Below are 14,728 nucleotides of genomic sequence, written 5' to 3' on the forward strand. Positions count from 1 at the left end.
GACGTATGTTTCTGGTTCGTCAGTTCACGCCGAAGCCATACGTAAGGACGACGTAGAGAATCGGTGCACAAAACAACAGTGAATCTACCCTATCGAGCACGCCACCGTGACCTGGAAAGATCGATCCCATGTCTTTCACACCAAGATCACGTTTCAGAAGCGATTCCGAAAAGTCGCCAGCTGTAGCAAAAACCGGGGTTACCAGCCCGATGATTAGCGCCGCATACCAGGGTAAGCCTAAAGCGAACCAGATAGTAACCCCCGCAGCGAAGAGTGCTCCGAGGAGTGAGCCAACAAAGCCCTCCCAGGATTTTTTAGGTGAAATCGAAGGTGCTATCGGATGTTTGCCAAAGGTGATGCCCGCAAGCCAGCCACCAGTATCCGATGCCACTGGGAGAAGTACGAAAGCGACGATAGCAAGCGGGCCATTTTCAAGTGCTGCCAGAGCTACTGCAAACATCGAAAAGATACCGATCCATGCCAAGGCAAAAACCCCGGCTAAAGCATCGGTTAGGGCATTCGCCATTGGCATATAGCTACGCCACAAGACCAAGATACCACTGGCGATGAGGAATACCACCAGTCCCGCTTCTATTCCGCCGAACCAGGTTGCTAGTATCATACTTAGCCCACTTCCAAGAAGTGGGATCGCTGGAATATGAATATCGCGAGCCAGAAATGCTCCCGCAATTTCCCATAAACCTGCAAGGATGAAAGCAATCGCAAGCACTACAAAACCTTCGATTTTGTATGCTAACGAAAGCCCCACCAAGCCCAACAAGACAGCAGCTGTCAGCACTGCAGCCGGCACATTTCGCCCGGCACGCGAAGTAACCTCTTTAGGCGGACGCGGCGGGTGCGGAGTTATGCGTTCTAAAAACGAGCGAGTCGCTGTTGGACTTGGTGTAGCCACAATCAGATCTCCATCAATTCCTTCTCTTTAGCCTCAAGAATAGAATCGACGGTATCGACATACTTTTTAGTGAGGCTTTCGAGTTCTTTTTCGGCGCGCTCGACGTCGTCCTCGCCAGCTTCGCCGTCCTTCTTGATCTTATCCAGCGTTTCCTTAGCCTTACGACGAATTGCTCGAATCGAAATACGCGCATCTTCGCCCTTAGACTTGGCAAGCTTGACGTATTCCCGACGACGCTCTTCGGTAAGCGCAGGCAGGTTAATACGCAATACTTGGCCGTCATCAGTAGGGTTGACACCTAGGTCTGATTCTTGGATAGCACGCTCAATATCTTTCATCGCAGAACGATCATATGGCGAAATAAGAACAGTACGAGCTTCCGGAACCGAAACTGTGGCTAGTTGCTGCAACGGAGTTGGCGCGCCATAGTAGTCCACAACTAGAGATGTGAATAGTTCTGGATTAGCACGACCCGAACGGATTTTCGAGAAGTCATTACGGGCAACGTCAATTGCTTTGCCCATCTTTTCTTCGGCTTCGAGTAGGGTATCGTCAATCATTTTTGGTCCTTGCTGTTGGGGGTTGATGTCACTAGGGTACCGATCTTTTCCCCGCGCAGCGCGCGAGACACGTTTCCTGGTGTACCCATTCCGAAAACGCGCATGGTCATTCCATTATCTTGGCATAACGAGAACGCTGCCGCATCTACCACTTTTAGACCGTCGTGGAGGGCTTGCTGATACGTCACTGATTCAAGCATCACAGCGTTCGGATCTTTACGTGGGTCTGCAGTGTAAACACCGTCAACCCCGTTCTTCCCTACTAACAACTCATCACACCGTAATTCGAGTGCACGTTGTGCCGAGACTGTATCAGTTGAGAAGAAAGGCATACCTGCGCCGGCGCCAAAGATAACAACACGGCCTTTTTCAAGGTGACGGATTGCCCTTAATGGAATGTATGCTTCAGCAACCTGGCTCATCGTAATCGCCGTTTGTACACGCGACGGAATACCTGAGTTCTCCAGGAAATCCTGCAAAGCAACCGCATTAATAACGGTACCGAGCATTCCCATATAGTCGGCCCGAGCTCGATCCATGCCATTTTCTTGGAGTTCGACACCACGGAAGAAATTACCCCCGCCGACGACGACAGCGACTTGCACACCAGCTCGCACAGCTTCCGCGATTTCATTAGAAATACGACGAAGTACCGTTGTATCGAGGCCGATGTCTCCACCGCCAAATACCTCACCCGACAGTTTTAAGAGCACACGGCGTGTACCGTGTGCGGCCATATCAGCAGACATGGTCCACCTTTCATCTAGTTAGCGCTAAGAAGATTCTACCCCATATGACCATAGTTCGAATTACGTCCAAGAATCCGATCCAATTCGCGTCGTTCTTTCTTCGTGGGCCGGCCCGCTCCACGTTCGCGAGTGAAAACCGGGATATAAACTTTGGGGCGTTGCGGGCTCTTGTCGATATAACAGGCTTGGGCTTGGGTAGCGCTCGAGCGCTTAGTTAACAATCTGGTGACCTGCAAAATCCGGTCAAATCCTTGGAATCGGTAGCGTACTTCGTCGCCGATTTTCACTGGCGACGAGGGTTTGGCAACGTTGCCGTTGATCCGCACGTGGCCTGCTTTGCATTCGTTTGTGGCCAGGCTGCGCGTTTTAGTTTGGCGCACTGACCACAACCAGACATCTATTCGAACCGTTTCACTCATAATATCCAGCCTAAAGGGTCATACAGATCACTACAATATTATGACCCAGCACGCATTAGTTGAAAATGAAAAGGACTACTATCGATCCGTACCTTCTTAGACTGAGAGAACACGAATGAAGAAGAACGCAAGATCGATTCCAACCGAGCACGCTTTCGCTGTGCCCGGTTCCCCACGTATATACGATAAACGCCAGCTTCTAGCTGTACTCCTTGTGCCTCTGATGATGGCATTAGTACAGGTGAGCTCAGTGAACAACGCACTGCCAGCTCTACGCGAGGCGCTCCACTCCACCGACTCTGGTCTACAGTGGGTATTATCTGGTTATGCTCTAGCTATCGGAATTGTTCTTGTTCCTGCCGGACGATTAGGTGACATCTTAGGACGCTCATCGCTGTTCGTCGTCGGACTCACATTGTTCACTACTATGTCTCTTGCTTGTGGGTTATCCACACATATCGTCGTACTCAATATTTTTAGAGTATTACAAGGGATTGGCGCCGGAATTCTCTCGCCCCAAACTACTGGGCTCATCTTGCAATATTTCGAAGGTCAGGCACGCGCCAAAGCCTTTGCACTGTTCGGGTTAGTCGTCTCCTTATCCGTGGCAATCGGTCCCATCCTGTCTGGGGTCTTAATCGGATGGCTCGGCAATGACCTCGGCTGGCGAGGTGGATTCTTAGTCAACGTACCGCTCGGAATAATCGGATTGTTATTGGCTATCAAATGGTTACCCTTCGGTAAAGAGCGACGAACCGTGGGGCCTCACCGTCAACAAGTGCAAGCAGAATTCCTACGTCGTGAGCGCGCTGCCGGACATAAGGTTATTGAACGACGGGGCAAAATTGATATTGACCCCATCGGAGCTTCCCTGCTTTCGGTAAGCGTCCTATTTATCATGCTTCCTTTTATGGTTCGAACCACGCCATGGATATGGACATTTTTACCAGCAGGACTAGCGCTGACTGCTTTCTGGGTGCGCTGGGAGAAACGCTACAAAGAGCGCGGACACTACCCCATGATGGATCTTGTGCTTCTCAAAATCCCAAGCTATGCGCTCGGTACACTCACTGGTTCATTATTCTTCTTGGCCGGACCGGCTGTTATGGCCATCGTCGCAATCTACCTCCAAAACGGAGTAGGCGCTATAGCCCTGAGCGTCGGGCTACTTACCTTGCCCAACGCCGTATTGTCAGCGTTTGGAGCGATGTGGGGTGGACGACACGCCGTCAAACACGGTGCAGCAATTCAAGTATTATGTGCCGTCATCATCGTTGCCAGCGCCATTGGGCTGGCCGGCGTCGTCTGGGGAATCGAACATGGTGCTAGTTTCTGGTGGGCAACCATTCCCCTCGCATTCCAAGGATTCGCTTTCGGAGCCTTCGGTTCAGCAAACCAAACAATAACAATGATGGACGTGCCCCATGCACACGGCGGGACTGCCGGTGGCTTTTTGCAAACAGGCCAGCGCATAGCTACTGCTATCAGCATCGCAATGGTGACCGCAGTCTTCTTCGCAGGACAAAGATTAACAACAGGCGAACCCAACTGGCTACTAGGAATGCTCCTCGCACTAGGACTCGTTGTTTTCCTAGCTTCGCTCACCCTCACCGTTGCGTCGATTATGGTCCATCAGCAACGTACTAGCCTTCACGATAGCTGATCCCCATCCCAGAATTCGGGTAATGCCAGCTCAACGTGCCGGCTGGAGCTAGTGCTAAACACGTACCACACTCCAAGCATGCCGCATATTCAGCAGCCACAGTTCCATCAGGGTTCTTCGAATACACTCGTGCCGGACAAATACGGATAAGCGTATCCGCGAAACCACTGGCAGCTAATTCTTCTTGATGAACCTCGATATGCGAAGCCTCATCGTCAGTCATATACGAGTTGCCTGCTAACCGGCGATTAAGCGGAGGCAAGGAAAAGTTTTCACTCTGCGTCATAGCGCCTTCTTCATCTTCCGGGCGATCTTGACTAGATTCCAGATGCTCAGCTTAGAAGCCTTTAACTTTGCTAATGCCAATGGAACAATGCGTTTACGTGGAGTCTGATCCATGTGATACACCCCGTGAAGCACATCAGCCGCATACTGACCAATCTCGCCGTACATCTGTGGCGTCGACGCCAAAAAGTCAGGAGCATGACGGAACGTCGCCATATCCTGGCCTAGCCACGAGGCAGCAACATTGCGCTCATAAGCTTGCAATCGAGTAACAGAATAATCCTCTGCTTCTAAAGACTCATGCACTGCGCGAGCAGCACACCGTGCTGATTCCGCAGCCAAATCCATTCCACGAATCGCAAAACCATTGTTAATTGTAAAACCAGCAGCGTCACCAACAATAACTGCACCATCAAAAGCAATCCGACCAACCATAGCCTGACCACCCTCGGCCACCATATGAGTACCATACTCTAGCAACTCACCACCAGCCAGCAGCGGCTGAATAAACGGATGGCTAATCAAATGATCATGTAGCTCCACAACATCATGCCCAGATTCGGCAAGATCCTGAGCATTGACAACAATACCTACACTCACGGAATCCTTGTTCGTGTACATAAATGCTCCGCCCGGAACACCACGAGTTGCGTCGCCAACCAATGCGTACGCCACGCCGTCGTCATCCCCCGCGTGGAAACGCTCCGAAACCACATCGGTGCCAAGACGCACCACTGATTTCACACCAACGCCCAGCGTCTGCGGAGCAGGCTTCGCTCGCAAACCTGCAGCGCAAGCTAAAAACGAATGAACGCCATCTGCCAAGACTACGATTTTGGCATGCAAAACATCTTCGCCAGCACGGATACCACAAACTGCGCCCGACTCACTTTTCACAAGCTCGTCCACTTTGACGCCGCTCATAACAGTCACGCCAGCTTCTTCTGCCTGCTCAGCAAGCCACGGATCAAGTTTGGCACGCAAGATCGACACCGCATTCGTTGGTTGTGCTAAACGCGCATCCCAATAATCCATCGAAACCGCAGAATCAGCGTTAAGGAGCGTCAAGACATTGCGTGTGATGCGACGTTCTATCGGAGCTACCTGCGAAAAATCCGGAAAAATCTCATCCATGACACGCGAATAGAACACGCCACCGGAAAGGTTTTTCTCTCCTGGTTCATTGCCGCGCTCCGCTAACAATACTTCGTGGCCGTCCTGAGCTAACAAATAAGCAGTAGTAAGACCAGCAATACCAGCGCCCACCACTATAACGTCAAAATCGTAGTCAATGCTCACAGGATTTTAGCTCATTTCTGCAATGCCGCAGTCAATTCCGGCAATACTTGATACAGGTCACCGACAATGCCATAATCTGCAAAATCAAACATTGTTGCGAGCTCATCATTGTTGATAGCCACGATTGTTTGGGAGTCCGTGACACCTGCAGTGTGGTGGATCTGGCCTGAGATACCAACAGCAATGTAAAGCTCGGGAGCAATAATTTGTCCCGAAATACCAATATAGTTGTCACGGCGCACCCAACCATAGCCTTCGGCAAGCGGGCGGGAAACGCCCATTTCGGCGCCAAGAACATCCGCCAAATCCTGAGCGAGTTGGAGATCCTCTTTGTTTTCAAATCCGCGACCGGCGCACACCACACGCTCCGCACGAGAAATATCTACTCGCGGCGTATCACTAATATCCTCCGCGATCACCTGCGCCGAATAACCTGCACAATCCACGGTCGCCTCATCACCAGCTGGTCCGGTAAGCTCCGCCCCGCCATCATATAGCGCCACAACCGGACCCGTAAATTCGACTGTTTCTAGTGTAATAGCGCCGAAACGAGCAACCTGCGCAGTGCCGGTGCCAAGCTGACGAACGCTCACAAGAACAGGGGCGTTCAACTTTGCTGCCACAGCCCCTGCGAGGACACGTTCAGCAGGTAGATCAGCAGTCAAAATGACATCATCAATACCAGCGGTAACAGCAGCGCTAACTGCCGGAGCTAGAACTTCAGCTGGTTGACCTGCTTGTTGCGGAATTCGAATCACTGAATCGACATCAGCAACAGCCGCATCACCGACTACGACGGCAGTAATAGTATCGCCGCGGTTTTTACCTAAAGCAACGAGATCAGAAATAGCGCCAGTGGTGGTAACAATCCATGTAGTTGACATTTTGTTCCTTCCTTAGAGCACGCCATCTGCACGGAGCACAGAAACAAGTTCATTTACTGCATCTGGACCGGCAAAAATTGTTCGTTTACGCTCACGCTCGGCTGGTTTTTGGTGCGCAACAGGTCGCACACCAGCTGGAGCCGGCTCAACATCTGCCAGCGTCAGTACCTCGACCGGAGTTTTACCTGCAGCCAGAATTTCCTTCATCGACGGTGCCGGGACACGTGCCGCATCTGATGTAACTGCCACAACAACAGAACCAGAAACATCTACCGTGCGAGTTCCACCAGCAACCTGCTGAGTAAGGCGATAGCCGCCGTCGAGAGGTTCAATTTTCTCTACTTGTTGGAATACCGGCCAGCCAAGATAACCGCCAAGTATCGCTGAAGTCATTGAGGCTCCGTTATCAATTGATGCATCACCAGTAATGACTATCGTTGCGTCTCCGATACGCGCGACTAGTTGTGAAAGTAGCTGAGCATATTGAGTAGGGTTGAGATCTTGCGCCGCATCATCAGCAAGGATCAGACCGCGAGAAAAGCCTTTAGACATAGCATTTTTCCGAGCCATGGATCCGCCAATAGCTGCTGCCCCAACACTGATGCCGATAGATTCTGTTCCTAGATCCGCGGCTAAGGCTTTGCCGACTTGGGCCGCCACTGGATCATAATCGCTCATTGCAGGTTTTGCACGTGACCAGTCCACCGTACCATCAGCTGCTACTCGAGCATCTTGTGGGTTTGTGGTGTATTTGTATGCAACAACTACACTCATGAACACACTCCTATGAATTGCGGGTTTAAACCATCATAATTCTATACGCTTTGCGTAATCGCATGCGCTAGAAGTGTGGTGGGATTAGTCGCTAAACAGTTGCTGTCCCAAACGAAGTCTGGTCACTACACCACTACTGAAACTAAACCGTTCTTCGATGCCAGAATGGGGGGGTGCTACACGTGATACCGTCCGCTAATCACGGCAATAGTGCAAACCGAGGCATATATGCTCTCGGTTTGCACTATTGCCGAGTTTCTCCACTGCCGACCTCGACAATCTCGACTACCCACAAACAGTAAGGGCGAGGTTCAAAAGAACCTCGCCCTTACATTCTTAAGTTATGTACTTAAGCTGTGCTCACTGAGCGGCAGCGTCAGCAGCAGCTGCAGCCTCACCTACGCGAACGCGCTTGAAGCCGGTTACCTTGCCGCCAGCAGCCTCAACAACTTGACCAACAGAAAGCTTCGGATCACGAGCAAATGGCTGATCAACTAGCGTGATCTGCTTGAAGAAGCCCTTGAGACGTCCTTCAACGATCTTTGCGATAGCCTTTTCTGGCTTACCTTCAGCAACCGTGATATCGGTTGCAATGCGGCGCTCGTTTTCCACGATCTCAGCTGGAACTGCTTCTTCGTTGAGATACTGTGGGTTCATTGCTGCTATGTGAACAGCAACATCATGAGCAACCTTGGTGCCAGCTTCGTCAGTTGCAATGAGAACTGCAACCTGAGGTGGCAGATCGGTTGCGGTGCGGTGCATGTAAGATTCGATATGCTCGCCAGAAAGGGTCTCGAGAGAACCAACAGCAAGCTTCTCGCCGATAACACCGGTGAAGTTGTCGATACGATCCTTGACAGTACCTTCAGCCAGTGGAGCTTCGAGCAACGCATCTACGGAAGCAGCCTTAGCAGCAACAGCAGCTTCAAGCAGTTCCTCAGCGAAAGCAATGAACTTTTCGTTCTTTGCAACGAAGTCAGTTTCGGAGTTAACTTCGATGATGTAACCGGTCTGGCCGTCAGCGGAGTCAACGATCTTGGACAGAACGAGACCTGCACTTGCGGTGCGACCTTCGCGCTTTGCAGCGACCTTCAAGCCCTTGAGACGAAGCAACTCTTCAGCCTTGGCGGTATCGCCTTCAGCATCAGCTAGCGCTTTCTTAACGTCGAGCATTCCGGCACCAGTCTTCTCACGAAGAGCCTTAATATCAGCGACAGAGTAATTTGCCATGTAAATATACCTTCCTTTATAAACCCAAATCAGGCTTCAGTTGTTTCGGAAGCGGACTCTTCGGTGGTTGCTTCAGCTTCAGCGACTGGAGCTTCTTCCTCCGCCTTGTCGGAAGCGAGCATTTCGCGCTCCCACTCTGGCATTGGTTCTTCAGCGGCATTCTTACCGCCATTACGGGCAAGAAGACCTTCAGCAACAGCGTCAGCAACAACACGGGTGAGGATTTCGATGGAGCGAATAGCGTCATCGTTTCCAGGAATGCCGTAGTCGACAACATCTGGATCACAGTTGGTGTCAAGAACAGCAACAACAGGAATGTTGAGCTTCTTGGCTTCAGCAACAGCCAAGTGCTCCTTATTGGTATCAACGATCCAAATAGCGGAAGGAACCTTTGGCATGTCGCGAATACCACCGAGGGTACGCTCCAGCTTTTCCTTCTCGCGGCGCATCATCAAAAGTTCTTTCTTGGTGAACTTTGAGCCAGCGACGTCGTCGAAATCAATTAGTTCAAGTTCCTTGAGACGCTGAATACGGGATGAAACGGTGGCAAAGTTCGTCAGCATACCACCCAACCAACGCTCGTTCACGTATGGCATACCGACGCGCTCAGCCTGCTCGCGAATTGGCTGCTGTGCTTGGCGCTTAGTACCAACGAAGAGGATGTTGCCACCGTGAGCAACAGTTTCCTTAACGAAATCGTAGGTAGAGTTAATGTCTTCAACAGTTTTGCGAAGATCGATGATGTAAATGCCGTTGCGTTCGGTAAGAATGAAACGCTTCATCTTTGGGTTCCAACGGCGGGTCTGATGACCGAAGTGGACACCAGCTTCAAGCAGCTGGCGCATAGAAACGACTGCCATGGTCGTCCTTTCTCAGGCGTGAAAACACGCATAGATACGGTTAATGTATATCGGCGGGATTACCGATAAACCCTGGCGTGCCACCTTCTACAACATAAGCACCGAAGCAGAAGAGACCTTACGGTGAACACACGCGCGAATTAGCTACACTTGTAGCCTTTCTAAGTTTACCTGACGCTCCTCATTTACAGCTAACGTCTTGTTGGAGATAAGACGTGGGATTGGTGACATTTTCTGCTTTTCGCGAGCGCTTCTAGACAACTTGTTCGATTCTATTCGCTATTTTCTGAGCAGCGAATAATTATCCACATAGAACCAGATTTCTCCTGTTTTCCACAACTTCCATTATCAACCATTCCCAATCAATGTTTTCGCGCATACTGTCACTATGTTTAGATCAACTGTTGCAAAAGCTTGTGTTTCTTGTGCCGTGCTGGCCACAAGTTTCATAGTTCCTGCTGTCTTTACGCATTCGCCAGATTCAGCTTTAGAACGCACGGACATAGTGACCAGCGAGATCACGAGTCACTCGTTTCCATCCAGCAACCAGTCCCATGTGCGACAAGTTCCCATCAGGCATCGTTACGATTGGCCAACTGGCCAGCCGGTTAGAGTTTTACAGCCGTTTAGCGTTGGCAAGTATAATTGGCTGCCCGGGCATCGCGGAGTTGATCTCGACATTACCCAAGGAAAACCAATATACGCTCCGGCAGCAGGAACAATCATCTATTCTGGAGTTCTTAATGACCGGCAGGTTATATCGATTCTTCACGACGACGGTATCCGGACTACTTATGAGCCAGTAATCCCAGCAGTTGTTAAAGGACAGCGGGTACAACGGCATGAAATCATCGGAACCGTGGACGGCACTCATTGTGCTCCCTCGTCGTGTCTACATTGGGGAGCGAAACAAGGAAAGAATCATTACCTCAATCCGTTATCTTTATTAGAAGGTCCTATCGTCTTATTGGAATAACAATCCTTGGTGTTCTCCGATATCTGCATAGATTTACCGGCCTATCAAAGATGACATGGTGGCTGCTATCCCTATGCGCGCGGGTGGGCTTGTCCAAATGCTGCTCGCAGACGTTCTGTACTAACATGCGTATAGCGCTGCGTTGTCCCGATTGACGAATGCCCGAGTATTTCTTGCACAGCTCGTAAATCTGATCCGCCGTCAAGTAAATGCGTGGCGGCCGAGTGCCGTAAATCATGTGGCGTAATTTCTGGAAGATTTGCTTGGATCGTCAGCTGGTTGAGCGATTTTCGAACAACACGCGGGTCTATTCGCTTCCCGCGCACCCCAATAAACAAAGCCGGATCCTGAGCGTTGTTCCCTAAAAGGGACGAACGCACGCTCAACCATGCCATGAGAGCTGTGCGGGCTGGCCGTCCAAAAGGCACCACCCTCTCTTTGTTGCCTTTACCCAGCACTCGTATGGAATTATCCGGAGAGATATCGCCAATATTGATTCCAACTAACTCGCTTATTCGAATTGCTGTGGCATAGAGCAGTTCAAAAATTGCAGCATCCCGAATAGCAATCGGATCTCCCGATTGTGTATTCTCATGAGCTACTCGGAGTAGTTCACGCGCCTGGGCAACAGATAACACATGTGGTAACTCATTTGCTGCTCGCGGAGCTTTAAGCTGTGCCCCCGGATCGTGATCAATTATTCCGGCTTTCAACATCCATGCAGTAAAAGTGCGCACTGCGGCAGAATGCCGCGCTATCGAAGAACGAGCGTGTCCAGATTGTTGGCGATATGCCAACCAAGAACGCAAATCACGAATGTCAAGTTCCCCAATAGCTACCGCAGCGTTGTCCGACTGCTGATGTAAGAACTCCAAAAGCGATCGTGCTTCGGCAAGATATGCGCGGCATGTATGATCGGACAGACCACGCCGCAAACTAATTTCTCGGCTATATCGAGCAAGGATATTCTCTAATGCTTGTGGTAGCTCCGCAGTCATGCTTTCTATTCTAGCCTAGGAGTTCATACTCGCCTCCACCCCGTAGGCACGTTGCGCGCCCGGCCTAATAGCTCTAATCGAGCAAGTTTCACCAGAGCTTCTCTCTCACTCACCCCAGCAACACGAGCAATCGAGGACGCCGTTGCTGCACAAGTGAGTGGAATTGCCTCCCAAACCTGCTCCAAGATCTTGTCAAAGCCGTCATCAGGCATCTGGAAAATATCTTCTCCTTCACCTGTGGAAAGCGTTAACTGTTGCCAAGAGACGAGTTCGCGCACATCTGCGCTATTACGAATTAGCGTTGCCCCGTTACGGATCAAAAGATGACAACCGTCGGCAACCGGAGTATCCACTAATCCTGGACACGCACCTACGGGCCGACCGCAGTCAATTGCATGACGCGCAGTAGATAATGCACCCGACCTGCTAGGGGCCTCCACTACCACTGTTCCAGAACCTAATGCTGCGATAATCCGATTCCGAGATAAAAAACGATGCCGTTGTGGTGCTGCTCCTGGCGGAGATTCAGACAGGATGGCTCCTCGAGCTATCGTTGCATTAAAAAGATCTGAATGTGCGAGTGGATACGGTCTATCCACGCCGCCAGCCGATACTATGACGGTCTGTTTCCCATTGTGTAAGGCACCCAGATGAGCTTGCGCATCGATTCCAAAAGCTCCGCCAGAGACAATAATGTGGGTATCAGAAAGATCGCAGGCCAAATTTCGGGCGATTCTTTTTCCGTAGGAACTAGCCGCACGTGATCCAACGAGCGAAATAGCCGGACGCGAAAGAACGTCAACATCTCCGCGAATCCACAGCCCAAAAACTGGAGCGCTGAGATCGTCTAAAGAGAACGGCCACTGTTTATCACCGGGTATCAAAAAACTGATGCCCATGCGTTTCATCGTAAACGTACTCATTTCTTGATACGACGCTAACCGTAACTGCCATGCTTGCATCGTTCTTTGCACGTAATCACCGCGAGCGCCGCTGCGTTGTATAGCTTCTTCGATTTCATCGCTCAGCTGACTGTGGGTACCGTATTCTTTTACCCACGACAATGCCTGCTCATATGAAGTAGCTTCGATAAGTGCGTACGCGAGTGGATGGCCACCTTCGCATAGATAGCTCCACGCTTGAGCAGCACTATGTTCATTACCCATTATGTCTCCTCAATATTCGTTCGCAGGGAGAAAGCTAATGCCACATCGTCATCAGTGGGATGCGCATGTTCGTTAATATCGGCAACGGACCACGCTAGTTTCAAAATTCGGTCCATCCCGCGCATAGACAGCTGGCCCATACGTAACCTGTTATCGAACAACGCCGAAATAGCGTTGCTCAATGTCGTGTGCTCCCGCAACCACGAACCACTGAGCTGGCTGTTTCGGCCGTTTTGTCGCTCATATTGCCGTTGCTGAGCACACTCTATTTTTGCTCGCATGCGGGCACTCGTCGTCGTGCTTCCCATGTTGAGATCAGCTTTTGTGGGACGGTTAAGAGATATAACGACGTCGATCCGGTCCCGCACCGGCCCACCTAACCGAGATTGGTAACTACGTAAGTCGCGCGAACTACACTGGCAGGCTCCTGGACCGTCAAGAGCTTTCCCGCATTTGCACGGGTTAGCGGCAGCTATGAGCTGAAACCGCGCGGGAAAACGAACCCTGGCAGAGCTGCGTGCGATGTCGATATACCCTGTTTCGAGTGGTTCTCGCAAAGCTTGGATGGCACGTGGTGAAAACTCAGCAAATTCGTCGCAAAAGAGGATTCCATTGTGAGCCGCAGTTATTGCTCCTGGACGGGCAATAGTACTTCCGCCACCAATAAGAGCAGCTACCGAAGTGGTATGGTGCGGACTCGCTAACGGTGGCCGGAAATTTAGTGCCGTGCAACTTTGACCCTGAACAGATTGAATAATAGCTACCTCTATCGCTTCATCAGCTGATAGATCCGGCATAACAGTTGGTATCCGTTGGGCAATCATCGATTTTCCGACACCCGGTGAACCCAGCATCAACATATGGTGTCCCCCAGCTACGGCGACTTCAGTAGCAATTAGTGCTGATTCTTGACCGTATACCTCAGCCATATCAAGTCGCTGATCGGGCATTTTTGTAGGCAATGCTAACGAGTTCTTGCCTGGACTATCAAATTGCGTGATACCCGTTTCCATCCATTGTGCGATTTGGGCGAGGCCAGCTACTGGCACAATGTTCACCCCATCAACCAGTTGTGCCTCATGCGCGTTTTCTTGTGGAACAAGTACTGTTTTCAAGCCGTTTTCTTTTGCGGCCACGACGCTGGGCAGAACTCCTGGAACCGGACGCACACTTCCGTCTAGTCCTAGTTCTCCGATAGCCATCGCGCGCTTAGTTAATGGCCTATAGCCTTGGGCACATAAGATCGCGATAGCTAGGCCAAGATCTAACCCGGTGCCCGTCTTTGGCAGTGCACCGGGCGATAAATTTATTGTCAACCGTTCTTGTGGCCAGGGCAGACCGACCTGAGAAAAACTTGCGCGCAAGCGTTCCCGTGCTTCGTTCACTGCAGTATCAGGTAAGCCGACGATGGAGCACCGTGGCAGCCCGGGAAGAATAACTGCCTCAATAAGTACCGGTTGAGCACTGATTCCGATCAAAGTCATGCTCATCGCGCGCCCGACAATACCGATACTCATGCGACATTCCGAATGTGGTTAAGTCGAAAATCGTCAACGGTTCTCGCCGTAATTGCGATAACGTCAATCGCTATCCGAGCAGCGCGCCGACGTTGAATATGTTGCCAGTGCCCGAAGGCTCGCCGAATTCGTTCTATTTTCTGGCCGGTAACGGCTTCTTCTGGAGCTCCGTAGCGTATACAACGCCGGGTCTTAACTTCGATTGCTACGAGCGCGTCACGCGCTGGATCATATGCAACAATATCTAATTCGCCCGCGGGACTACGCCAGTTGCGGTCTAAGACGGCCCAGCCGCGGGACTGCACATAGCGCGAAGCAGTTTCTTCTCCCCAGGCACCCAACGACTGCCGATTATTTAGTGTTTCCATAAGTTAATGAAAACAAATGCGGCATCGCGGCCAACGAGAAAAAATAAATCTGTGGAGAAAAGTTTAG

Annotated in this window: 16 protein-coding genes; 2 read left to right on the forward strand and 14 right to left on the reverse strand. The window is 51.0% G+C overall.

Translation table 11 applies throughout. The annotated features are described in order from the left end of the window. Positions 1 to 19 precede the first annotated feature (19 nt). The 4 genes from BLT51_RS08220 to BLT51_RS08235 are packed head-to-tail and all read right to left on the reverse strand — an operon-like array spanning position 20 to position 2,641. Complete coding sequence (locus BLT51_RS08220; RefSeq protein WP_091282083.1) at positions 20 to 913, reverse strand: phosphatidate cytidylyltransferase; 894 nt, start codon at positions 911 to 913, stop codon at positions 20 to 22. A gap of 2 nt (positions 914 to 915) precedes the next feature. Next, positions 916 to 1,473 (reverse strand): ribosome recycling factor, encoded by a 558-nt coding sequence (gene frr, locus BLT51_RS08225; RefSeq protein ID WP_091282085.1) that lies wholly within the window; start codon positions 1,471 to 1,473, stop codon positions 916 to 918. Next, positions 1,470 to 2,222, reverse strand: coding sequence for a UMP kinase (pyrH, locus tag BLT51_RS08230; RefSeq protein WP_091282088.1), 753 nt, complete (start codon positions 2,220 to 2,222; stop codon positions 1,470 to 1,472). The genes frr and pyrH overlap by 4 nt, the downstream gene beginning before the upstream one ends. 35 nt (positions 2,223 to 2,257) lie before the next feature. Further along, positions 2,258 to 2,641: an RNA-binding S4 domain-containing protein gene (locus BLT51_RS08235; protein WP_091282091.1), complete on the reverse strand. Its 384-nt coding sequence runs from the start codon at positions 2,639 to 2,641 to the stop codon at positions 2,258 to 2,260. Positions 2,642 to 2,756: 115 nt separating this feature from the next. On the opposite strand from BLT51_RS08235, the gene BLT51_RS08240 reads away from it, so the two are divergent. After that, entirely contained in the window at positions 2,757 to 4,304 is a 1,548-nt protein-coding gene (locus BLT51_RS08240; RefSeq protein WP_091282093.1) for an MFS transporter, read from the forward strand. Here the strand turns inward: BLT51_RS08240 and BLT51_RS08245 are convergent. From BLT51_RS08245 to rpsB, 6 genes are all read right to left on the reverse strand, one after another. Beyond that, complete coding sequence (locus BLT51_RS08245; RefSeq protein ID WP_091282096.1) at positions 4,285 to 4,590, reverse strand: ferredoxin family protein; 306 nt, start codon at positions 4,588 to 4,590, stop codon at positions 4,285 to 4,287. The genes BLT51_RS08240 and BLT51_RS08245 overlap by 20 nt on opposite strands. Next, complete coding sequence (locus BLT51_RS08250; RefSeq protein WP_091282099.1) at positions 4,587 to 5,888, reverse strand: FAD-dependent oxidoreductase; 1,302 nt, start codon at positions 5,886 to 5,888, stop codon at positions 4,587 to 4,589. The genes BLT51_RS08245 and BLT51_RS08250 overlap by 4 nt, the downstream gene beginning before the upstream one ends. An 11-nt stretch (positions 5,889 to 5,899) precedes the next feature. Then, on the reverse strand, positions 5,900 to 6,772 hold the full coding sequence (locus BLT51_RS08255; protein ID WP_091282102.1) for an electron transfer flavoprotein subunit alpha/FixB family protein: 873 nt from the start codon (positions 6,770 to 6,772) through the stop codon (positions 5,900 to 5,902). Positions 6,773 to 6,784: 12 nt separating this feature from the next. Then, positions 6,785 to 7,546, reverse strand: a complete 762-nt coding sequence (locus tag BLT51_RS08260; protein WP_091282106.1) for an electron transfer flavoprotein subunit beta/FixA family protein — start codon at positions 7,544 to 7,546, stop codon at positions 6,785 to 6,787. A gap of 360 nt (positions 7,547 to 7,906) precedes the next feature. Next, complete coding sequence (gene tsf / locus BLT51_RS08265) at positions 7,907 to 8,776, reverse strand: translation elongation factor Ts (protein WP_091282111.1); 870 nt, start codon at positions 8,774 to 8,776, stop codon at positions 7,907 to 7,909. 29 nt (positions 8,777 to 8,805) lie between these two features. Further along, positions 8,806 to 9,636 carry a 30S ribosomal protein S2 gene (rpsB, locus tag BLT51_RS08270; protein WP_091282116.1) on the reverse strand — a complete coding sequence of 277 codons (831 nt, stop codon included), beginning with the start codon at positions 9,634 to 9,636 and terminating at the stop codon, positions 8,806 to 8,808. A gap of 388 nt (positions 9,637 to 10,024) precedes the next feature. Between rpsB and BLT51_RS08275 the strand changes: the two genes are divergently transcribed. Next, a complete protein-coding gene (locus tag BLT51_RS08275) occupies positions 10,025 to 10,612 on the forward strand; it encodes a M23 family metallopeptidase (RefSeq protein ID WP_091282119.1) in 588 nt (195 codons plus the stop codon). Between the two features lie 71 nt (positions 10,613 to 10,683). Here BLT51_RS08275 and BLT51_RS08280 read toward each other — a convergent pair whose 3' ends face one another. From BLT51_RS08280 to BLT51_RS08295, 4 genes are read right to left on the reverse strand one after another with little or no spacing between them, the layout of a single operon-like run. Next, complete coding sequence (locus tag BLT51_RS08280) at positions 10,684 to 11,610, reverse strand: tyrosine recombinase XerC (protein ID WP_091282122.1); 927 nt, start codon at positions 11,608 to 11,610, stop codon at positions 10,684 to 10,686. Positions 11,611 to 11,633: 23 nt separating this feature from the next. After that, positions 11,634 to 12,776, reverse strand: coding sequence for a DNA-processing protein DprA (dprA, locus tag BLT51_RS08285; RefSeq protein ID WP_091282125.1), 1,143 nt, complete (start codon positions 12,774 to 12,776; stop codon positions 11,634 to 11,636). Next, positions 12,776 to 14,293 (reverse strand): YifB family Mg chelatase-like AAA ATPase, encoded by a 1,518-nt coding sequence (locus BLT51_RS08290; protein WP_091282128.1) that lies wholly within the window; start codon positions 14,291 to 14,293, stop codon positions 12,776 to 12,778. The genes dprA and BLT51_RS08290 overlap by 1 nt, the downstream gene beginning before the upstream one ends. Next, positions 14,290 to 14,661 carry a YraN family protein gene (locus BLT51_RS08295; protein ID WP_091282131.1) on the reverse strand — a complete coding sequence of 124 codons (372 nt, stop codon included), beginning with the start codon at positions 14,659 to 14,661 and terminating at the stop codon, positions 14,290 to 14,292. The genes BLT51_RS08290 and BLT51_RS08295 overlap by 4 nt, the downstream gene beginning before the upstream one ends. Between the last annotated feature and the right edge of the window lie 67 nt (positions 14,662 to 14,728).

It is taken from the genome of Arcanobacterium phocae (assembly GCF_900105865.1).
Taxonomy (GTDB): domain Bacteria; phylum Actinomycetota; class Actinomycetes; order Actinomycetales; family Actinomycetaceae; genus Arcanobacterium; species Arcanobacterium phocae.